Origin of the sequence: Janthinobacterium silvisoli (genome assembly GCF_014200725.1) — a bacterium.
In the GTDB taxonomy this organism is placed as follows: Bacteria; Pseudomonadota; Gammaproteobacteria; order Burkholderiales; family Burkholderiaceae_D; genus Janthinobacterium.
The window spans coordinates 1,056,069-1,076,765 of record NZ_JACHCL010000002.1 but is presented as its reverse complement, the minus strand read 5'-3'; the positions used below and the strand labels follow the sequence as shown (position 1 = coordinate 1,076,765).

At 58.1% G+C, this 20,697-nt stretch carries 18 protein-coding genes and 2 tRNA genes; 13 read left to right on the top strand and 7 right to left on the bottom strand.

Annotated elements, in window-relative coordinates; all coding sequences use genetic code 11:
- Positions 1-147: 147 nt before the first annotated feature.
- On the bottom strand, positions 148-1,290 hold the full coding sequence (locus HDE75_RS14960; protein WP_183676933.1) for a GNAT family N-acetyltransferase: 1,143 nt from the start codon (positions 1,288-1,290) through the stop codon (positions 148-150).
- A gap of 105 nt (positions 1,291-1,395) precedes the next feature.
- Between HDE75_RS14960 and HDE75_RS14955 the strand changes: the two genes are divergently transcribed.
- A complete protein-coding gene (locus HDE75_RS14955) occupies positions 1,396-3,012 on the top strand; it encodes an NAD+ synthase (protein ID WP_183676934.1) in 1,617 nt (538 codons plus the stop codon).
- Between the two features lie 45 nt (positions 3,013-3,057).
- Positions 3,058-3,396, top strand: a complete 339-nt coding sequence (locus HDE75_RS14950; RefSeq protein WP_183676935.1) for a P-II family nitrogen regulator — start codon at positions 3,058-3,060, stop codon at positions 3,394-3,396.
- Positions 3,397-3,548: 152 nt separating this feature from the next.
- On the opposite strand, the gene HDE75_RS14945 is transcribed toward HDE75_RS14950, so the two are convergent.
- From HDE75_RS14945 to trxB, 3 genes are all read right to left on the bottom strand, one after another.
- Positions 3,549-4,175, bottom strand: a complete 627-nt coding sequence (locus HDE75_RS14945; RefSeq protein WP_183676936.1) for a trimeric intracellular cation channel family protein — start codon at positions 4,173-4,175, stop codon at positions 3,549-3,551.
- A 141-nt stretch (positions 4,176-4,316) separates the two neighbouring features.
- Entirely contained in the window at positions 4,317-4,991 is a 675-nt protein-coding gene (locus HDE75_RS14940) for a Smr/MutS family protein (protein WP_183676937.1), read from the bottom strand.
- Between the two features lie 7 nt (positions 4,992-4,998).
- Positions 4,999-5,952, bottom strand: coding sequence for a thioredoxin-disulfide reductase (trxB, locus tag HDE75_RS14935; protein ID WP_183676938.1), 954 nt, complete (start codon positions 5,950-5,952; stop codon positions 4,999-5,001).
- Between the two features lie 225 nt (positions 5,953-6,177).
- On the opposite strand from trxB, the gene HDE75_RS14930 reads away from it, so the two are divergent.
- The 3 genes from HDE75_RS14930 to HDE75_RS14920 all read left to right on the top strand — a co-directional run bounded on the left by HDE75_RS14930 (position 6,178) and on the right by HDE75_RS14920 (position 10,578).
- Positions 6,178-8,538 (top strand): DNA translocase FtsK, encoded by a 2,361-nt coding sequence (locus HDE75_RS14930; protein WP_183676939.1) that lies wholly within the window; start codon positions 6,178-6,180, stop codon positions 8,536-8,538.
- Positions 8,539-8,562: 24 nt separating this feature from the next.
- Positions 8,563-9,201 carry an outer membrane lipoprotein chaperone LolA gene (gene lolA, locus HDE75_RS14925; protein WP_183676940.1) on the top strand — a complete coding sequence of 213 codons (639 nt, stop codon included), beginning with the start codon at positions 8,563-8,565 and terminating at the stop codon, positions 9,199-9,201.
- A 69-nt stretch (positions 9,202-9,270) separates the two neighbouring features.
- Positions 9,271-10,578 (top strand): replication-associated recombination protein A, encoded by a 1,308-nt coding sequence (locus tag HDE75_RS14920; RefSeq protein ID WP_183676941.1) that lies wholly within the window; start codon positions 9,271-9,273, stop codon positions 10,576-10,578.
- 2 nt (positions 10,579-10,580) lie between these two features.
- Here HDE75_RS14920 and HDE75_RS14915 read toward each other — a convergent pair whose 3' ends face one another.
- Entirely contained in the window at positions 10,581-11,333 is a 753-nt protein-coding gene (locus HDE75_RS14915) for an NAD-dependent epimerase/dehydratase family protein (protein WP_183676942.1), read from the bottom strand.
- Between the two features lie 276 nt (positions 11,334-11,609).
- Here HDE75_RS14915 and HDE75_RS14910 point away from each other — a divergent pair, with 276 nt between their 5' ends.
- The 4 genes from HDE75_RS14910 to HDE75_RS14895 all read left to right on the top strand — a co-directional run bounded on the left by HDE75_RS14910 (position 11,610) and on the right by HDE75_RS14895 (position 13,784).
- Positions 11,610-11,813, top strand: coding sequence for a hypothetical protein (locus HDE75_RS14910; RefSeq protein WP_183676943.1), 204 nt, complete (start codon positions 11,610-11,612; stop codon positions 11,811-11,813).
- 138 nt (positions 11,814-11,951) lie between these two features.
- Complete coding sequence (gene serS / locus HDE75_RS14905; RefSeq protein ID WP_183676944.1) at positions 11,952-13,244, top strand: serine--tRNA ligase; 1,293 nt, start codon at positions 11,952-11,954, stop codon at positions 13,242-13,244.
- An 87-nt stretch (positions 13,245-13,331) separates the two neighbouring features.
- Positions 13,332-13,421 (top strand) — tRNA-Ser (locus HDE75_RS14900).
- Between the two features lie 273 nt (positions 13,422-13,694).
- Positions 13,695-13,784 (top strand) — tRNA-Ser (locus HDE75_RS14895).
- A gap of 154 nt (positions 13,785-13,938) precedes the next feature.
- Here the strand turns inward: HDE75_RS14895 and HDE75_RS14890 are convergent.
- Entirely contained in the window at positions 13,939-14,388 is a 450-nt protein-coding gene (locus HDE75_RS14890; RefSeq protein ID WP_183676945.1) for a hypothetical protein, read from the bottom strand.
- A gap of 149 nt (positions 14,389-14,537) precedes the next feature.
- On the opposite strand from HDE75_RS14890, the gene hisC reads away from it, so the two are divergent.
- Positions 14,538-15,593: a histidinol-phosphate transaminase gene (gene hisC, locus HDE75_RS14885; RefSeq protein WP_183676946.1), complete on the top strand. Its 1,056-nt coding sequence runs from the start codon at positions 14,538-14,540 to the stop codon at positions 15,591-15,593.
- A gap of 1 nt (position 15,594) precedes the next feature.
- Here the strand turns inward: hisC and HDE75_RS14880 are convergent, their stop codons facing one another.
- On the bottom strand, positions 15,595-16,281 hold the full coding sequence (locus tag HDE75_RS14880) for a PEP-CTERM sorting domain-containing protein (protein ID WP_260174075.1): 687 nt from the start codon (positions 16,279-16,281) through the stop codon (positions 15,595-15,597).
- A 224-nt stretch (positions 16,282-16,505) separates the two neighbouring features.
- Between HDE75_RS14880 and HDE75_RS14875 the strand changes: the two genes are divergently transcribed.
- The 3 genes from HDE75_RS14875 to HDE75_RS14865 all read left to right on the top strand — a co-directional run bounded on the left by HDE75_RS14875 (position 16,506) and on the right by HDE75_RS14865 (position 20,667).
- A complete protein-coding gene (locus HDE75_RS14875; RefSeq protein ID WP_183676948.1) occupies positions 16,506-17,378 on the top strand; it encodes an NAD(P)-dependent oxidoreductase in 873 nt (290 codons plus the stop codon).
- A 337-nt stretch (positions 17,379-17,715) separates the two neighbouring features.
- The gene (locus HDE75_RS14870; RefSeq protein WP_183751098.1) at positions 17,716-18,432 is read left to right on the top strand and encodes a choice-of-anchor E domain-containing protein; all 717 of its coding nucleotides are present in this window, start codon (positions 17,716-17,718) and stop codon (positions 18,430-18,432) included.
- Between the two features lie 579 nt (positions 18,433-19,011).
- Complete coding sequence (locus HDE75_RS14865) at positions 19,012-20,667, top strand: ShlB/FhaC/HecB family hemolysin secretion/activation protein (protein WP_183676949.1); 1,656 nt, start codon at positions 19,012-19,014, stop codon at positions 20,665-20,667.
- Positions 20,668-20,697: the final 30 nt, after the last annotated feature.

The following is a 20,697-nucleotide window of genomic DNA, read 5'->3' as shown; positions in this document are numbered from 1 at the left end:
GCACGGCCGCCGGTTAAATTAAGTACTTGCAATTACACCACCAAAGAAAAAGTTGAGCGAAGAGTGAGTCTGTGTTTTCGAAAGACATGCGAAAGACATATCTTTTTTCAGCTTAACACAGCCGCCCTTCTTATCAAACCGGCAGTGTTATTGTGCGCTGCCGCGAAACGGGCTGTGCTCGTTCAATTCATCGAGATAAGCGTCGATGCCACCGCGTTCGCGCTCGAGGAAACGCTGCACTGCATCGGCGAAGGCGGGGTGGGCCAGCCAGTGGGCCGACCAGGTTTTTTGCGGCAAGAAGCCGCGCGCCATCTTGTGTTCGCCCTGGGCGCCGCCTTCGAAGGTGGCGATGCCTTCCGCGATGCAAAATTCCAGCGGCTGGTAATAGGCCGTTTCGAAATGCAGGCAAGGCACATGTTCCAGCGCACCCCAGTAGCGGCCATATAAAGTGTCGCTGGTGTGTATCACCAGCGAGGCGGCAATCGCGCGGCCCTCGCGTTCTGCGATCACCAGCAAGATGTTTTCCGGCATGCTGGCGCCGATGCGCTGGAAGAAATCCAGGCTCAGATAGGGAGAGGAGCGGTGCTCGGCATAGGTATTGCTGTAGCAGCGGTGGAACAGCTTCCAGTCCGCCAGTGTGGCGTCCAGACCGCGCACCCGGCGCAGCGTGACGCCAGCCTCGGCCACCTTGCGCCGTTCGGCGCGGATATTCTTGCGTTTCTTGTGTTCCAGGGTAGACAGGAATTGCTCGAAATTGGCGTAGCCCTTGTTTAGCCAGTGAAACTGCACGCCGCTGCGCAGCAGAAAGCCAGCCTCTGCCAGTTGTTCTGCTTCCTGTTCCGGTGGAAACAGGATATGGCTGGACGATACTTCCGCCGCCTGCTGCTGTGCCTGCAAAAAAGCCAGCAAAGCCACGCGCGCTTCACCATCGCGCGCCAGCAAACGGTTGCCGCTGACGGGCGTAAACGGTATCGCCGATAACAGTTTCGGATAATATTCCAGGCCATGTTGCTGGTAAGCATCTGCCCAGGCCCAATCGAACACATATTCGCCGTAGGAATGCATTTTCAGGTACAGGGGCAGGGCGGCGGCCAAGGTGTCGCCTTGCCACAGCACCAGATAATTCGGCTGCCAGCCAGTGTCTGCACTGGCGCAGCCTGATTCGTGCAGCGCGTGTAAAAACGCATACGACAGGAAAGGATTGGGTTCGGACTGCCGTGCCAGCAGTTCGGACCAGGCCGCTTCCCCAATTTCAGCCAGAGAAGAGACGATACCCGTGCGATAATTCATTTTTGTGCTTGCATTCATCACTTTTCGGGTCGCCGGCGTCGGCCTGCGCACCCCGGGGCTAAACTTGGCCCCGTCTTTGTTAAATAGAACGAAATATCCATCATCATGACAGTCAAAGTCGCAATTGCTCAAATGAATAGTACGGTCGGCGATCTGGCCGGCAACCGCGCCAAGATCTTCGACCTTTCCCGCCGCGCCCATGCAGCTGGCGCCGATATCGTGCTGACGCCGGAACTGTCGCTGGTCGGCTATCCGCCCGAGGATTTATTGCTGCGCAATGCATTCTACGCAAAAACGCGTCAGACGTTTGCCGAGCTCGCTGCCGACCTGGCCCAGTTCAAGGATTTGCACGTGGTGGTGGGCTTGCCGCTGCAAGATGAAAATGGCGTGCGCCATAACGCCGCCTCCGTGCTGCTCAATGGCGAAGTGCTGGGCACTTACCGCAAGCACGATTTGCCGAATACCACCGTGTTCGATGAAAAGCGTTATTTCACCTCGTCCGACCAGGCCTTCGTGTTTGCCGTCAAGGGCGTGCGTTTTGGCATCAATATCTGCGAAGACACCTGGTTTGGACACGCGCCCATGCGCGCCCGCGCGGCTGGTGCGCAAGTGCTGCTGGTGCCGAATGGTTCGCCGTATCATATGAACAAGCAGCATCTGCGCTATGAAACCATGCGCCAGAATGTCAGCGCGCAAGGTATGGCGCTGGTGTATGCCAACCTGGTTGGTGGCCAGGATGAACTGATTTTCGATGGCGATTCCTTCGTCATGGATGCGGCCGGCACGATTTGCGCGCAGCTGCGCCATTTCGAGGAAGACTTGCAGGTCGTCGAATTCGATGGCGCCACGCCCGTGCCGCAAGCGCTGGCCGCGCCATTGCCGCTGGAAGCCCAGGTTTACCAGGCGCTGGTGCTGGGCGTGCGCGACTATATAGGCAAGAATGGCTTCCCGGGCGTGTTGATCGGCATGTCGGGCGGCGTCGATTCCGCCTTGACCCTGGCGATTGCCGTCGATGCGCTGGGTGCCGACAAGGTGCGCGCCGTGATGATGCCTTCGCAATTTACAGCCGATATTTCGTGGATCGATTCGCGCGACATGGTAAAACGGCTCAATGTGCGCTACGATGAAATTCCAATCAAGCAAACTTTTGATGCCTTCCGTGCCACCCTGGCGACCGAGTTCGCGGGCCTGGCAGAAGATGCGACGGAAGAAAATATCCAGGCACGCATACGCGGCACCTTGCTGATGGCCTTGTCGAACAAGCATGGCAGTATCGTGCTGACGACCGGCAACAAGAGCGAGATGGCGGTTGGTTATTGCACCCTGTATGGCGACATGGCGGGCGGCTTTGCAGTGATCAAGGATATCGCCAAGACGCTGGTGTACCGCCTGTGTGCATACCGCAACAGCGTATCGGACGTGATACCGGAGCGTATCCTGACGCGCGGGCCTTCGGCTGAATTGCGCGCCGACCAGCTGGACCAGGATTCCTTGCCGCCGTACGAGATACTGGACGGCATCATGCAACTGTACATGGAAGAAAACCGGCCCATCGCCGAAATCATCGAAGCTGGCTTCCCGGCAGCCGATGTCGCGAAAATCACGCGTTTGATCAAGATTAACGAATACAAGCGGCGCCAGTCGCCGGTGGGCATCCGCGTCACGCACCGTGGTTTTGGCCGCGACTGGCGTTACCCGATTACGTCACGGTTTTACGAATAATCACTAACTATCTGTCAAACAAGCAATCAATTTTAAGGAGTAGCCATGAAACAGATTACCGCCATCATCAAACCATTCAAGCTCGACGAAGTACGCGAGGCCCTGGCCGATGTGAACGTGACGGGCCTGACCGTGACGGAAGTGAAGGGTTTTGGCCGCCAGAAAGGCCACACCGAGCTGTACCGTGGCGCCGAGTACGTGGTCGACTTCCTGCCGAAAGTCAAAGTGGAAGTGGTGGTTGACGATGGCGTGTCGGAACAGGTGGTGGACGCCATCATCAAGGCGGCCCGCACGGGCAAGATTGGCGATGGCAAGATTTTCGTGCGCAATGTGGAGCAGGTGATCCGTATCCGCACGGGTGAAACAGGCCCAGACGCAGTTTAGCACCGGCCATAAGCTACTACGCGTCGCGCTTTGCGGCCTGCGATGCTCACCGTGCTCAAGCACGGTTGCGCTTCTTAGCCACAAGGGGGCGCCGAGCCTCACTGCCGCTCGCGACGCTTCTGGCAGGCACTATCAGAAGCAGAAGGCTGCGCTCAGCGCAGCCGCATGTCAAACTTCCAGCTGACCAGGCGCATGATGGTGATGCCGCCTGCGCTGGTCCACAAGGCGGTATCGTGGGCCACGCCGAAATGCTTTTGCAGCAGATAGGCCCAGCAGCCGATGAAGGCGCAGATCGCGTACGGTTTGCCGTCCCGAAACACCATCGGCACTTCGTTGCACACGATGTCGCGCATCACCCCACCGAAAATCCCTGTAATCACCCCCATCATCGAGGCAATAAAGATCGGCATGCCGGCGCGTATCGCTTCGGCCACGCCGGCAATCGCAAACATGCCCAGGCCAATCGCGTCGGCAATCACGATCAGCCGTTCCGAGACGATCTGGCGCAAGTGCTGGATCAGCGGCGCGGCCGTCAGGGCCAGTACGAAGATGAGAATGGCATATTCCTGGTGCGCGACCCAGAACAGGGGGCGCTTGTCGAGCAGGATGTCGCGCAGCGTACCGCCGCCGAATGCCGTAATGAAAGCCACCACGAATACGCCCACCAAGTCCATGCGTTTGCGCCGCGCCTCGATAAAACCGGAAAAGGCGCCCACCAGGATAGCGATGATCTCGATCAGCTTGATCAGCGAACCAGGCGGTAATTGGGGTGGCATCATGGGAGTGGCGTTTGAGCAAGAGTTTGAGCAATAAATAATAGCCACAGGTTAACATGACACGGCCCCGAATAGTGACAAACGGGGCCGCGGCGGTGTGACAAATTTCTATGACAAATTCCTGTAGGAACGCTTGCCTGGTATTTAACGCACCGGCTGCAGGGCAGACGCGAGCAAGACCACCAGTGCGCCATCGCCCCCTTCGGAGCGGCGTGCCTGGCAAAAGGCGATCACTTCCGGCTTTTGCACCAGCCAGCTATGCACCATCGATTTCAATACCGGTTCCTGGCCTTTCGAGCCGAAACCCTTGCCGTGGATCACGCGCACGCAGCGCAGCTTGCGCCGCGTGGCTGCCGCCAGAAAAGCGCCGATGCCGTCACGCGCTTCATCGCGGCGCAAGCCATGCAGGTCGATTTCATCCTGGATGGGCCAATGGCCCTTGCGCATCTTTTTCACCACGTCAGGGCCAACGCCGGGCGCCGCATAATTGAGCGCGGGATCGTTTTCCAGGTAATGGTCGACTTCGAACAGGTCCGACAGCGATTCGCGCAGCACCGCTGCATCATCTTCTGCCTGGGTCAGCTTGCGCGCCGGTTGCTGCTGTGCAATGGCGCCCGCCTTGGGCAGGCTGGGCACGTAGCGGTCAGATTCCGGCAAGCGCTTGACGCCGCCGATGCTGGCCTTGAACAGATTGCTTTCCACGGCCTGAACCTGCACTCGCTTGGTCCGCTCGGCTTCAGCCACCGCGCGCGCTTCGGCCTGTTCCTTGAGCTGCTTGCTCACGGCTTTCAGGTCGGCAAAGTCTTTCATCGACGCCATGCGGTCATTACTCCTGGCCTTCCAGGTAGCGCTGGGCGTCCAGTGCTGCCATGCAACCCGTACCGGCGCTGGTGATGGCCTGGCGGTAGATATGGTCTTGCACGTCGCCGGCAGCAAATACGCCCGGTACGCTGGTGGCGGTAGCCATGCCTTCCAGGCCGGTTTTGGTTTTGATGTAGCCGTTGTGCATGTCCAGCTGGCCTTCAAAGATGCCTGTGTTTGGCTTGTGGCCGATGGCGATGAACACGCCGTGCACGTTCAAGGCTTCAACGCTGCCGTCGATGGTGGACTTGATGTTCAAGCCCGTCACGCCGCCTTCGTTGCCTGTCACTTCGTCCAGGGTGTGGTTGTATTTCAATACGATCTTGCCTTCGGCAACCTTGGCGTTCAGGCGGTCGATCAGGATGGCTTCGGCGCGGAACTTGTCGCGGCGGTGGATCAGCGTGACTTTATTGGCGATGTTCGACAGGTACAGCGCTTCTTCGACGGCCGTATTGCCGCCGCCGACCACGGCTACTTCCTGGTTGCGGTAGAAGAAACCATCGCAAGTGGCGCAGGCAGACACGCCCTTGCCCATGAACTCGGCTTCCGATGGCAGGCCCAGGTATTGCGCAGAGGCGCCGGTGGCGATAATCAGCGTGTCGCAAGTGTATTCATGGCTGTCGCCTTTCAGGCGGATCGGCTTTTCATTCAGGAATGTCGTGTGGATGTGGTCGAACACGATTTCGGTATTGAAGCGTTCCGCGTGCTGCAGCAAGCGCTGCATCAGTTCCGGGCCTTGCACGCCCATCGGGTCGCCTGGCCAGTTTTCCACGTCGGTGGTGGTCATCAGCTGGCCGCCTTGTTCCACGCCGGTCACCAGCATCGGGTTCAGGTTGGCGCGGGCTGCATACACGGCAGCGCTGTAGCCGGCAGGGCCGGAGCCAAGGATCAATACGCGGGCGTGTTTGGTCGTCGTCATAATGAGGCTTCTTAATAAGTGAGATGTATCTGAGTTGGGGGCATACGCGCCAAGAACAAGATGAGTATTGCGCTTGCGCAAGCTATGCATGGATCAGAGATTATAGACCAAGCCGCCACTAGCGACGAATCGTGGGGCCTTCCTTGTCATATATGGCTTAGAATACTTCCTTATTATGGGAAATTCCCTTTCAGAAACATTTATCACCTTGCAGCGCTTCCCAGAATGACTAAACCAGCCCAGGCCACCCAGAATAGCTACACCCGTAAACCGGTCGAACGCCGGCCCTTGCCGAACCGGCTGGTGCGGCTGTTGTCCGAGGCGCGCTGGTTCGCCCTGGCCGCCTTTGCCCTCTACTTCGTGCTGATACTGGCCAGCTTCAACAAGCTCGACCCTGGCTGGTCGCACGCCACCTCGGCGGGCAAGGTAGCCAACCTGGGCGGCCGCCTGGGCGCGAACCTGTCTGACCTGCTGCTATATATCTTCGGTTTTTCCGCCTGGTGGTGGTGCGTCTGGCTGCTGCGCACGGTCTGGCATGGCTATCGCCGCCTGAGCACGCGCTTCTTGCTGGAACAGGACGATGAGCCCGAGCGCGAGCATCATGTCGAGATGCTGATACGCATCGTCGGCTTTACCATCATGCTGATCGGCAGCATGGGTCTGGAATGGCTGCGCATGGCGAAAAACCTGCATATACAACTGCCGCGCCAGCAGGGCGGGGTGCTGGGCCAATTGATCGGCCATGCCTCGTATGAAGGTTTTGGCTTTACGGGCGCGACCTTGCTGCTGTTGCTGCTGTTCGCCCTGGGTTTCAGCCTGTTCTTTCACGTTTCCTGGTTGCAAGTGGCCGAACGCATCGGCGGCGCCATCGAAGATGGCATCAACTGGTTCATACTGCGCTACCAGGACCGCGAAGACCGCCGCCATGGCGAAGTGGCGGCCGTGCGCCGTGACGAGGCGGTGGTGATCGAACGGGCCAAGCACGTGGAAAAACACGTGGCTGCGCCACCGGTCAAGATCGAACCGCAAGTGGTGACCGTGGTCAAATCGGAGCGGGTGGAAAAAGAACGCCAGGCGACCCTGTTTGAAAACCTGGGCGATGGCAAGCTGCCGCCTTTGTCCTTGCTCGATGAAGCGCCGCCGGTAGTGGAAACCGTGTCCGTAGAAACGCTGGAATTTACCAGCCGCCTGATTGAAAAGAAATTGTCTGACTTTGGCGTGGATGCCAAGGTAGTGGCAGCTTACCCCGGCCCGGTGGTCACGCGCTATGAAATCGAACCGGCCACGGGCGTCAAGGGCAGCCAGATCGTGGGCCTGGCGCGCGACCTGGCCCGTTCCTTGTCGCTGACCTCTATCCGCGTGGTGGAAACCATACCAGGCAAGAATTACATGGCGCTGGAATTGCCAAACGCCAAGCGCCAGATCGTGCGCCTGACGGAAATCCTCGGCTCCAAGGTCTATAACGATGGCGTATCGAGCCTGACGATTGCCTTGGGCAAGGATATTGCCGGCAAGCCAGTGGTGGCCGACCTGGCCAAGATGCCGCACTTGCTGGTGGCTGGTACGACCGGTTCCGGTAAGTCGGTGGGTATCAACGCCACCATTTTGTCGCTGCTATATAAATCTGACCCGAACGATGTGCGCTTGATACTGATCGATCCGAAGATGCTGGAGATGTCGGTCTATGAAGGCATTCCGCACTTGCTGGCGCCGGTGGTGACCGATATGCGCCAGGCCGGCCACGCGCTGAACTGGGCCGTAAACGAGATGGAAAAGCGCTACAAGCTGATGAGTAAGCTGGGCGTGCGTAACCTGGCCGGCTATAACGCAAAAATCGCCGAGGCGGCCAAGCGTGAAGAGCATATCCCGAACCCGTTCAGCCTGACGCCGGATTCGCCGGAACCGCTGGAAAAACTGCCGACCATCGTCATCATTATCGACGAATTGGCCGACCTGATGATGGTGGTCGGTAAAAAAGTTGAAGAATTGATCGCGCGTATCGCCCAAAAGGCCCGCGCCGCCGGTTTGCACTTGATTCTGGCCACGCAGCGCCCATCTGTAGACGTGATTACGGGCTTGATCAAGGCGAACATTCCTACGCGTATCGCGTTCCAGGTCTCGTCGAAGATCGATTCGCGCACGATTCTGGATCAGATGGGTGCGGAAACCCTGCTGGGCATGGGCGATATGCTGTACATGCCGCCAGGAACCGGCTTGCCGATGCGTGTGCATGGCGCCTTTGTATCCGACGATGAAGTGCATCGCGTAGTCAGCCATTTGAAGTTGCAGGGCGAACCGAATTACATCGAGGGCATCCTCGAAGGCGGCACCCTGGAAGGCGAGGGTGGTGAAGGCGGCGGCGTGCCGGGCGAGGGCGGCGGCGAGGCCGATGCCCTGTACGACCAGGCGGTGGCGGTAGTGCTGAAAAACCGCCGCGCCTCGATTTCGCTGGTGCAGCGTCATTTGCGCATCGGCTACAACCGCGCCGCCCGTCTGCTGGAGCAGATGGAGCAGAGTGGTGTCGTATCGACCATGCAGTCGAATGGTAACCGGGAAATCCTGGTGCCAGCGGCCAGTGCAGAATAAGTGTCAACAAGAAGGATAAGAAGAATGAAGAATACGACTTTTGCAGCAAAAATCATCATCGGCGCGGCCAGCCTGCTGTTCGCGGCCAGTGCTTCGGCCAGTGCGCTTGAACAATTCAAGGCCTTTGCCGCCGGCACCAAGTCGGCCAAGGGCGAGTTCACCCAGCACCAGGTCAAGAAAGCCGACGCGAAGACGAAGGTATCTACACCAGCCAGCGGCACGTTTGAATTCGCCCGTCCAGGCAAGTTCATCTGGATGTACACCAAACCGTACGAACAGTTGCTGCAAGCCGATGGCACGCAGCTGTATATCTACGACAAGGATTTGAGCCAGGTGACGATCAAGAAACTGGGCGACGCGCTCGGTTCTTCGCCGGCCGCCATCTTGTTTGGCAGCAATGACCTGGAAAAAAATTTCACCCTGGCCGAAGCAGGCACGCGCGATGGCCTGGAGTGGTTGAAGGCGACGCCGAAAACCAAGGACACGACCTTTGATGAAATCAGCATCGGCTTGCGCAATGGCATGCCCGAAGCGATGGAGTTGCGCGATTCGTTTGGCCAGACCTCGGTATTGGCGTTCAAGAATTTCCAGAAAAATCCGAACTTGCCCGCCGATCATTTCAAATTCGTCGTGCCCAAGGGTGCTGATGTGATCAATAACTGATCCTTTCACACCTGTTTTTTACCGGCCTCGCACTGTGCGGGGCCTTTGTTTTCTTACCCGGTAACTATGATGGCGGATCTCTTTTCCACCGAACCACGCCAGCCTCTGGCCGAAGCCTTGCGGCCGAAAACCCTGACCGAAGTCATCGGCCAGACGCATTTGCTGGGCGCAGGCAAGCCGCTGCGCCTGGCGTTCGAGGCGGGCAAGGCCCATTCCATGATCCTGTGGGGTCCGCCCGGCGTGGGCAAGACCACTCTGGCGCGATTGATGGCGAATGCCTTCGATAGCGAATTCATTGCCCTGTCGGCCGTGTTTGCCGGCGTGAAAGATATCCGCGCGGCCATGGACCAGGCCCGCCATAGCCTGGATCAGTTCGGCAAGCACACTTTGTTGTTTGTCGATGAAATCCACCGCTTCAACAAGTCGCAGCAAGACGCCTTGCTGCCCTTCGTGGAATCGGGCCTGGTGACGTTTATCGGCGCCACCACGGAAAACCCCAGCTTTGAAGTGAATTCGGCTTTGCTGTCGCGCGCGCAAGTATATGTGCTCAAGTCGCTCAACGAAGAGGAGATGAAACAGTTGCTGGCCAAGGCGCAAAGCACGGCCTTGCAGCATCTGCACTTTGACGAGGCGGCTGCAGACACCCTGATCGGTTATGCAGATGGCGATGCACGGCGTTTCCTGAACTTGCTGGAACAAGCAGACACGGCTGCCAGCTCGACCGGCACGACCCAGATCGATGCGGCCTTCGTCGACAATGCGCTGACCCTGAACTCGCGCCGCTTCGACAAGGGCGGCGACAATTTCTATGATCAGATCTCGGCCCTGCATAAATCCGTGCGCGGCTCGAACCCGGACGCGGCCCTGTACTGGTTTTGCCGTATGATCGATGGCGGCGCCGATCCTCGCTACTTGTCGCGCCGCATCGTGCGCATGGCCTGGGAAGATATCGGCCTGGCCGACCCGCGCGCCCTGACTATGGCCAATGACGCGGCCGAAACCTATGAACGCCTGGGTTCTCCGGAAGGCGAGCTGGCCTTGGGCCAAGCCGTGATCTACCTGGCGATCGCGGCGAAAAGCAATGCCGGCTACAACGCTTTTAATACGGCCATGGCGTTCGTCAAGAAAGACAAGTCCAAGGAAGTGCCGGTGCACCTGCGCAATGCTCCGACCAAGCTGATGAAGGAGCTTGGTTACGGCCATGCCTACCGCTACGCGCATGACGAGCCTGACGCGTATGCGGCAGGTGAAACTTACTTCCCGGACGGCATGCCGGAACCAGGCTGGTACCAGCCCGTGCCTAGGGGGCTGGAAAGCAAGATCGCCGACAAGCTGGCCTGGTTGCGCGAGCTGGACCGGAAAGCCGGGAAAGGCTGAGGCTACAAGCCCAGCAAGCTAAAACCATCATCTTGCGGTGCGTAACCCACTAGCTGGCGCGTGGCCGCGATCGACAGCCGTTTGTAGCGGTTGTCCGATACGCCATGCACGACGTGGTAGCCGGGCGCTACATCGGCTGCCACGCAACGAGCCAGCAAGTGCACCACGTCGCGTTCGCTGATAAAAGCGGCAATATCGCGCGCGCTGTGCTGTTGACCTTGCTCAAAGCGGGCCACGTTGGCGATGCGTACGGCTATCGTCGTCATGCCATACTGGTGCGCAAACGCCGATGCCACGCCTTCGCCAAACGCCTTGCTGGCGCCATACATATTGGCCGGACGCGCCGGCATGTTTTCATGGATCTGCACATCCAGCGGATAACCTTCGATCGCTTGCGCGCTGCTGGCAAACACCACCCGTTTCACGCCTTGCGCCTGCGCCGCGTGGAAAATATTGTGCGTGCCAATAATATTGGGCTGCAGCAGCTGCGTGTCGAAATCGGCGCTGGCGTGGGGAATGCCGGCCAGGTGCAGCACCACGTCGATGTCTGCGCAGGCGGCCAGGCAGGCTGCATGGTCGCTGACATCGAGCCGTATCGATGGGCAAGGCGCTTGCGCCAGCTGGTCCGTATGCAAGTCGGCCAGGCGCAAGGAGAATTCTTCGTGCCGGCTGTTCCAGAAAGCGCTGCCAATGATGCCGGCGGCGCCTGTGACGAGGACGCGCAATGGTGCTTGGCGCAGTGAGTCTTGAATCATGTATTCCTTTGTGTGGTGGCAGTGTGGTGAGAGCGAGGCAGACAGCCATAGCTTAAGTGTTTGCCGTCAATAATGACAGATACGGCAATTGTCATGGGTACGGTTCTGTGCGTCGCCATGGCTATTCTCCTTCCAGTGGCCCATTTTTACCGTTCGATCCCATTTTTTTGCTGCTGGTCGCAATCCGGTGGTGTTGTGCCTGTGCGCTGGCTAAAGTACCACCATACCAGCAGCACTTAATGACGCAAAACAACACCAACTAAACGGAGCCACATCATGAACGCACTGAAAAATATCGAAATCGCCTTCGTCGCCGCCGCTGTGATCGCCATCGGCGCCAGCTATGTCACTGCCCATGCTAATACTTTGGAAGTGAGTGCAACGTCGGCGGTGATCGCCAAGGCCGACAATGCTCAAATGCCAGTCGTGACTGTCAGCGCCCGCCGTCTGAGCGCCGCTGAAAAAGCTGCCTTGATCTGATAGTTTGTACAGCAAGACCCGCTGGAGTGCCACTACGCCGCGACCATGACGATGGTTGGCCAGGCGCAAAACTCCTAAAACATGTGGTCGTGTCTTGGTACAATGGTGTTTTCGATACACCGGCACCGACACCCACCCATGATAGATATTCAACTTCTCCGTAAAGACATCGCCACCGTTGCCGCCCGTCTGGCGACGCGTAAATTCCAGCTCGATGTAGACGGTTTCAACGCCCTCGAAGCAGAACGCAAGGCGATCCAGACCCGCACCGAAGAACTGCAGGGCAAGCGCAATGCGCTGTCCAAGCAAATTGGCATGTTGAAAGGCAAGGGCGAAGATACTTCGGCCGTAATGGCGCAAGTGGCCGGCCTGGGTGATGAGCTGAAAGCCGATGAAGCGGCATTGACCGTGGTGCAAGCCAAGCTGAGCGATTTCATCATGGCCGTACCGAACCTGCCGCACGAATCGGCGCCAGTGGGCACGGATGAGTCTGGCAACGTGGAAGTGCGCAAGGTCGGCACGCCACGCAGCTTCGATTTCGAAGTCAAGGATCACGTCGACGTGGGCGCCCCGCTGGGCCTCGATTTCGAAGTGGCCACCAAACTGACCGGTTCGCGCTTCTCCGTCATGAAAGGCGGCATTGCCCGCCTGCATCGCGCGCTGGCGCAATTCATGCTCAACACGCACACCGACGAGCACGGCTACACCGAATGCTACACGCCGTACATGGTCAACGCCGATTCACTGCGCGGCACGGGCCAGCTGCCGAAATTTGAAGCCGATCTGTTCTCGGTGAAAAAAGGCGGCGCGGAAGGCGAGGGCGAAACCTTCTACCTGATCCCGACGTCGGAAGTGACGCTGACCAACATCGCCCGCGAAGAAATCCTGGCGCTGGACCAGCTGCCACTGAAAATGACTGCCCATACGCCATGCTTCCGCTCGGAAGCGGGCAGCTACGGCCGTGATACGCGCGGCATGATCCGCCAGCATCAATTCGACAAGGTCGAGATGGTGCAAGTGGTGCATCCGGACACGTCGTATGCGGTGCTGGAAGAAATGGTCGGCCATGCCGAAGTCATTCTGCAGCGTCTGGGCCTGCCATACCGCGTGATGTCCTTGTGCACGGGCGACATGGGCTTTACGGCTGCCAAGACCTTCGACCTGGAAGTGTGGCTGCCAGCGCAAAACACTTACCGCGAAATTTCCTCGCTGTCGAACTGCGAAGCCTTCCAGGCCCGCCGCATGCAAGCACGCTTCCGCAACGCCGCCGGCAAGCCGGAACTGGCCCACACCCTGAACGGCTCCGGCCTGGCAGTCGGCCGCACCCTGGTAGCGATCCTGGAAAACTACCAGCAAGCCGACGGCAGCGTAGAGATCCCGCCAGTGCTGCGCCCGTACATGGGTGGTTTGACGCATCTGAAAGCAGTATAAGAGGATATAAAATAGTCCTTTTCTTTTCTGTGCAGGCTGCTATAATCTTGCCTTCTCGCAGCGATGTGAGAAAAGACCGCAGCAATTGGAGAGGTGGCAGAGTGGTCGAATGTACTTGACTCGAAATCAAGCGTACGTTAAATCGTACCGTGGGTTCGAATCCCACCCTCTCCGCCAGAACAAATAAGAGAAGCTCCCGCAAGGGAGCTTTTTTTATTTGTGCCGGCGAAGAGGAGCCCGCCCCCTGCGGGGCGTGCGGTGCGCCAAGGCGGCCGAGTTCGAAGCCCTGCGCATACTTGCGCAGGGCTCTCCGAATCGCCCATTCATGTTTTGAACTTCAGTAGCGTACCAGCTAACAAACCCCTACCCAAAGCAACATCCCCCATGCTAGAATAGCGCCTCGTTCAAACGGCACCGTCCATTTAAACGAAGACCGCAGCACGTAGTAAAGGAGAGGTGGCAGAGTGGTCGAATGTACTTGACTCGAAATCAAGCGTACGTTAAATCGTACCGTGGGTTCGAATCCCACCCTCTCCGCCAAAATAAGTAAAAAAGCTCCCTGACGGGAGCTTTTTTCATTTGCAAGGAAACTTATCAGCTAGCGCCTCAACCCAGCTAGAAAAACCGCCCAAAGCGCGCAGCGCAAGGCGTTTTTTCCTCTATTCAAGCTTTAAAAGCCAACCCACCCTCAGCCTCAGTGCACCAGCTTCGCCACCGCAAACGCCACGCCTGACAAGGCAATCATCGTCCCCACACACGACAAAATCACAGCTGACTTCGCTTCAGCGACATCGGACTTGCTTGCATAGTTGGAGCGCACTACCGCGATATCGAGCTTAAGGCTGGCGATATCCACTTTCATGCCAGCGATATCTTTTTCCAGTGTGCCGGTTTGTTCGTTCATGACTGAACCCTCCTCGCTATTCACTGCATGCTCCTCGCTTTTCTGCAGGCTGTCAAACAATGTCCCGAGGGTATCGTGCATGGCGCGGCTGTTCACCGCCAGGCGCTCCGCCAGTGCCAAGACACGCTGCAGATCGACTTTCGTGGGCGCATGTTGCTGTTGTGTGGCTGCCCGTAATTCAGCCAGGATCTGCTCACCAAAATTTGGTGTTGCTTGATCGAGCTTGTGCATGCTGTTCATGATGTTTCCTTTCAGGCTGCAAAGGCGCGTTATATCTGCATATGTCACGCTAGTCCTCGCCCCAGCCGCAGCCTTGATCCCGCTAAGCACTATGGTAATCTGATCGAGTTTTATCTCCCCCCCCCCAACTTCCCGACTATAAGCCTGCAATGAGCCGATACTGGAGTGCCGTGGTAAGCGAACTTACCCCCTATGTGCCAGGCGAGCAGCCGAAACTGCCCGGCCTGGTGAAGCTCAATACCAATGAAAATCCCTACGGCCCAGCGCCGCAGGTGCTGGCCGCGCTGCGCGAGGCGGCGGCGGATACCTTGCGGTTGTATCCCGATCCGTCCGCTAGCGAACTGAAGCAAACACTGGCTGAGTATCACGGTGTCAGCACTAAGGAAGTGTTTGTCGGCAACGGTTCCGATGAAGTGCTGGCGCTGGTGTTCATGGCCTTGCTCAAGCACGATGCACCGCTGCTGCTCCCCGATATCAGCTACAGCTTTTATCCCGTGTATTGCAAGCTGTATGGCATCGATTACCGTACCGTGCCGCTCGACGAGCAGATGCGTATACGTCCCGACGATTATGCAGGGCCGTGCGGCGCCATCATCTTTCCGAATCCGAATGCGCCTACCGGCATCGGCCTGGGCCTGGCGGCCGTGGAAAGCATCTTGTTGGCTCATCCCGAGGCGGTGGTGGTGGTCGATGAAGCCTATGTGGATTTCGGCGGCGATAGCGCGGTCGCCCTGATCGCCCGTTATCCGAACCTGCTGGTGGTGCAGACCTTGTCGAAATCGCGTTCGCTGGCTGGTTTGCGCGTGGGTTTCGCGCTGGGCCAGCCGGACTTGATCGAAGCGCTGGAGCGGGTCAAGAACAGTTTCAATTCCTATCCGCTGGACCGCTTGTCGCTGGCCGGCGCCGTGGCGTCGTTCCGTGACGAAGCCTATTTCCAGCAGACGCGGCAAGCCGTGATCGACAGCCGCCAACAGTTGGCGTTTGAACTGGCCGGAATGGGCTTCGAGGTCTTGCCGTCGCAGGCCAATTTTATCTTTGCCCGCCATCCGCAGCACGATGCGGCGCAATTGGCGGCGGGCTTGCGCGCGCGTTCCGTGATCGTGCGCCACTTCAATGCGCCGCGCATCAGCCAGTTTCTGCGCATCAGCATCGGCAGTCCGGACGAATGCGCGGCCCTGGTGCGGGCCTTGCGTGAGTTGCTGTAACTTAATGCTGGCGAGACTGGCGGCGCCGGCGGGCGATCCAGCCCAGCAAGCCCATGCCGCCCAGTAGCAAGGCGTAGCTGGAAGGTTCCGGAACGGCAGGAATGACGGCGGCGGCCGACAGGTGCAAGTCATTGACGGTGGGCCATACACTATTGTCGGCATCGTTGCTCTTGAAGCGCAGCGTGGCGATGGCGTCGCTGGAGATGAAGCCGACAAACGAGGACTGTGTCGGCAAGATCAGCTGGTAAGTCAGTACTTCTCCGAGGATATTGCTGGCGGTCAGGGTGCTGCTGCTACCGGCGGTGTAATCGCCGAAAAGATCCGAACCGAAAAAGAAACCGCCTACGCCACGCACGGTGCTGGAAAAATTGGAAAACAGGATGTTATCGGTGGCGGCATTGGTGCTGAGCCAATGGTCGCCGCCATCACCCGCGCCAAACAGCTGGACTGGTGTGCCGTTGGTAGTGGCGGTATAGCTGTACGCGCCGACAGTGCGATTGAGTGGCGTATTGAGCGCATCAAGGGGCAAGTTGTCGTAAGTGTCGACGGCGGTGGCGCTGACGGCCGCCAGGTACGCTGCCTGGCTGGTATAGACGGTAATGCCGGCCTGGGAGGTGCCCGCCATGAGCAGCAGAGCGGTCAAGGTCAGGGCCTTCAAACGGAAGATGGTGGTGTGGACGGTGTGCAAGATCGCCTCCTGGGCATGGATGGGCTGGTATATGTTCGAATAGATACTATTTGTTACCAAATCAATATAATATTGTGTGGCAATAAATGCAAGATAAAATTGCATTTGATTAATGTGTTGCTTTTATGATCAAGCATGCTGGCAGCAGTATCTGGCCCACCTCTGCCAGCGGCCGTCCGTTTGTGTGACAATAATCGGATTCTTTCATCGACAGGACGGACAATATGGCAAAAGTGGCATTCATCGGCTTGGGCGTCATGGGCTTTCCCATGGCTGGCCATCTGGCGGCGGGCGGGCATCAGGTGACGGTGTATAACCGCAATCCGGCGCGCGCAGCAGCCTGGCTGGAGCAGCATCAGGGCAAGAGCGCGGCCACGCCGGCCGCTGCTGCTGCCGGGGCCGAATTCGTGTTCACCTGCATCGGCAATGACAATGATCTATACCAGGTGATCCTGGAAGAGGGCGGCTTGTTGTCCGCCATGGCGCCCGGCAGCGTGCTGATCGACCATACCACCGCCTCGGCTGAAGCGGCCCGCACCATCCACGCGGCCGCCAGGGAAAAGGGCGTGTTCTTCCTGGATGCACCGGTCTCCGGCGGTCAGGCTGGCGCCGAGAATGGCAAGCTGACGGTGATGGTGGGCGGCGACGAGGAAGCGTATGCCCGCGCCGAAGCCGTGATCGCCCTGTTTGCGCGGGCCGTCACCTATATGGGTGCGCCGGGTTCGGGGCAATTGACCAAGATGGTCAACCAGATCTGTATCGCGGGCCTGGTGCAGGCGCTCAGCGAAGGCATCGCCTTTGCCGAGAATGCGGGCCTCGATGCTGCCCGCGTGGTCGATGTGATCGCCAAGGGTGCGGCCCAGTCGTGGCAGCTGGAAAATCGCGGCAAGACGATGATCGAGCGCAAGTTTGATTTCGGTTTCGCGGTCGACCTGATGCGCAAGGACCTGGGTATCTGTATCGCCGAAGCCAGGCGTAACGGTAGTCAGCTGCCCGTAACGGAATTGACGGACCAGTTCTACAGCGAAGTACAGCAAGCGGGCGGCAACCGCTACGATACATCGAGCCTGATTACCCGGCTGCACAAGAAAACGTAACAAAAAGCCTTGTCTTCCAGTCTGCTTTAAAACGGCGCGACCCTTTCCAGGGGCGCGCCGTTTGTCGTTGATGGAAGCGGGTTTAACTAATGGTTACCGATGACATTGATTCTGACCAGAAATCTGTTTCCCAATCACGCTATCGCCAAGCACATTTCGCAATCAAAAATACAATCATAATTTTCAAAATTGCAACAAAGTGTGCATATTCAATTGATGGCATTTATTACAATTAGTTAACTGGAGGATCAGACTTCTGATTTCTGGTGTGTGCACTGGAGCGCTTTTTGGTTCTTGTGCAACCTGTGACTTTTTTCCTGATAAATTGGAGCTATCGATGCAAAAATCTCTCTACGCCCTGGCGACGGCCGCAGTGCTCGGCTTGAGCGTCCCACAAGCTGTGCTGGCAGCCCCGCACGACGAGGTATATACCCAAACATTCAACGTGGAGCGCGGCTTCAGTGGTACCAACTGGAGCGACACTTTGAACCTGGCCAAGTTCGACAGCAATCTGGGCTTCTTGCAATCGATTACGTTTTCCCTGGTCGGCCAGGTGCAAGGCACGGGCAGGGCGGAAAGCCTCGATGCCAGCGCTTCCGACGTCACCCTGAGCCTGTCGTCGCTGCTGACCTTGTATCGTCCCGACAATTCCGTGCTGGTGGTCGCCAATCCTATCTTCAGCGAAACGTTTGCGCTGAGCGCATTTGACGGCACGATCGACTTTGCGGGCACCTCGGGCGCCAGCACCGGCTTGCGCAGCAGCAGTGGTTCCAACAGTTTCATCAGCCGCAGTGGCAGCGACTTTGGCCTGTTCTCGTCCGATGGCGGCGGCTTCATCAACCTGGGCCTGAATGCCCTCGGCGCTTCGAACGGCAGTGGTTCCGGCAATTTGCTGACCCAGTTTGAAACGGCTGCGGCCGGCCGCTTGACGGTGACTTACGAGTACATCTCGGCCGTCCCCGAGCCGGAAACCTATGTGATGATGCTGACCGGCCTGGCGCTGGCCGGCGTGATGGCGCGCCGCCGCAAGGCCGCCAAGGCGCATCTCGGCTGACGTCCGCATCGATACGGCGGGCGTAACCCGTCCGCCGTATCGGCCTTTATTGTCTTCTGTCTTGCCCTCTTGGGCAGGCCTCTTCCCTGGCTTGCCCCGCTAGCAATTTCCTTCTGCATTCAGCGCTCCCTCCACGTAAGCAAATGTGAACTTTTCCATACCATTATTAATTTGAAATAAATTTATTTATATTTTAATTAATTGTTCTATTTGGCAACCAAAAGCAATAACAGTGTATTTTTCTCAACAAAAGCGACGACTAGCATTTTGGGAGTGTTTCCCTGATAATTTTGTTGCGTTTTAGATACATTTAAGACAGCATGAAATCAGCAGTTTGACGTATTTTCAGGCCTTTTTTGTGTTTGAACAGCGATCCTTGATGCGCAGGCTCAAAGTTCTTCTTATAGCATCACGGCAACGTTTTACAGGACTAGAATGTATCAATATTGCTTTTGAGAATAGCCATTATTGCGGCTGCCTATAATTTCACATTGTTATCAAAATTATTAATTCTCTCCAGCATACAACAGATACTTTTTGCGCCTGCCCCGCTGCCGCAGGCCGATCGAGAGGAAGAACTTGAACGCCAGATTATTGCCCCTGACCCTGCTGGTCCTGATTCAACATGCTTATGCCGTGGACCCGCCCGGCGCCGGCAGCCAGTTGCAGCAGATACCGGCCACGCCGCAGTTGAAGAAGGCGCCTCCCGAAATCCGTGTGCAGCAAGGCAATGTGCCGGCTACCGTCGCGGGAGATACCACGCGCATCACCGTGCAGAGTTTGCGCGTGACCTCGCCGCTGTTTGCGGAAAGCGAGCTGATCGCAGCGACGGGCTTTGTGCCAGGCAGCGAGCTGAGCCTGACTGACTTGCGTGCGATGGCAACGAAGATTGCCGACTATTACCATACGCGCGGTTATTTCCTGGCACAGGCTTATTTGCCTGCGCAAGACATCAAGGATGGCGTGGTCAATATCGCAGTATTGCCTGGCCAGTATGGCAAGGTGACGGTGCGCAATGCCAGCCGCTTGTCCGATGGCCTGGCCAACACCATCCTGACGGGCCTCGATGGCCAGATCATCGCTACCGAACCACTCGAGCGGCGCTTGCTGCTGCTGTCCGACATGCCTGGCGTGCAGGCGTCGTCTACGCTGGCGCCAGGCGAAAGCCTGGGTACGTCCGACCTGATCGTCGACTTGCAGCCCGGCGCGCGCGTCAACGGCAGCGTCGACGCGGATAACCAGGGCAACCGCTACACGGGCCGCAACCGTATCGGCGCCACCGTCAACCTGACAGAACTGGCCGGCATCGGCGACGTGGCCACCGTCCGCGCTTTCACCTCGGCCGATGGCTTGAACTATGTGCGCGGCGCCTACCAGGGCCAGATCGGCGCGGCGCGCCTGGGCGCCGCCTACACGTATATGGATTACCGTCTGGGCAAGGAATTTGCCGTGCTGGAAGCCAAGGGCACGGCCAAGATCGCCAGCCTGTATGGCAGTTATCCGCTGATACGTTCGCGTTCCAACAATCTGTATCTGCAACTGAGCTATGACAGCAAGAAGTTCCAGGACAAGACCGAATCGACGGGCACCGTGAATGACAAGGATGCCCAGATCTGGATGCTGAACCTCAATGGCGACGCGCGCGACAGCTTCGGCGGCGGCGGCCTGTCCACCTATTCGCTGACCTATACCAACGGCAAGATCGATATCAAGACGCCGCTGGCCTTGCTGATCGACCAGTTGACCGTCAATAGCAACGGTACGTTCAACAAGCTGGGCTTTACCGGCGTGCGGCTGCAAAACCTGGGTGCGGAAACCACCTTCTATGGTTTGCTCAATGCCCAATGGGCCTCGAAGAATCTCGACGTGTCTGAAAAGATGGGACTGGGTGGCGTGGGTGGCGTGCGTGCCTATCCCGGTGGCGAAGCGTATGGCGACCAGGGCTATGTGCTGAACCTGGAATTGCGCCGCAACCTGCCGGCCTTCGATGCCGCTGTCGGCCAGCTGCAACTGGTGGGCTTTGCCGACACGGGCACCGTCAAGCTCAACCGCGATGCCTGGAGTGCCGGCGAAAACCGCCGCACCTTGAGCGGCGCCGGCCTGGGCCTGACGTGGACGGGCGCCAATGCGCTGATCGTCAAGGCCTATTACGCCCACAAGCTGGGCAATGCCAAGGCCACCTCGGCGCCGGATGCATCCGGCCGTTTCTGGCTGCAAGCCGTGAAGTACTTCTAAAAATAATATCGAGACCATCGGGATACCATC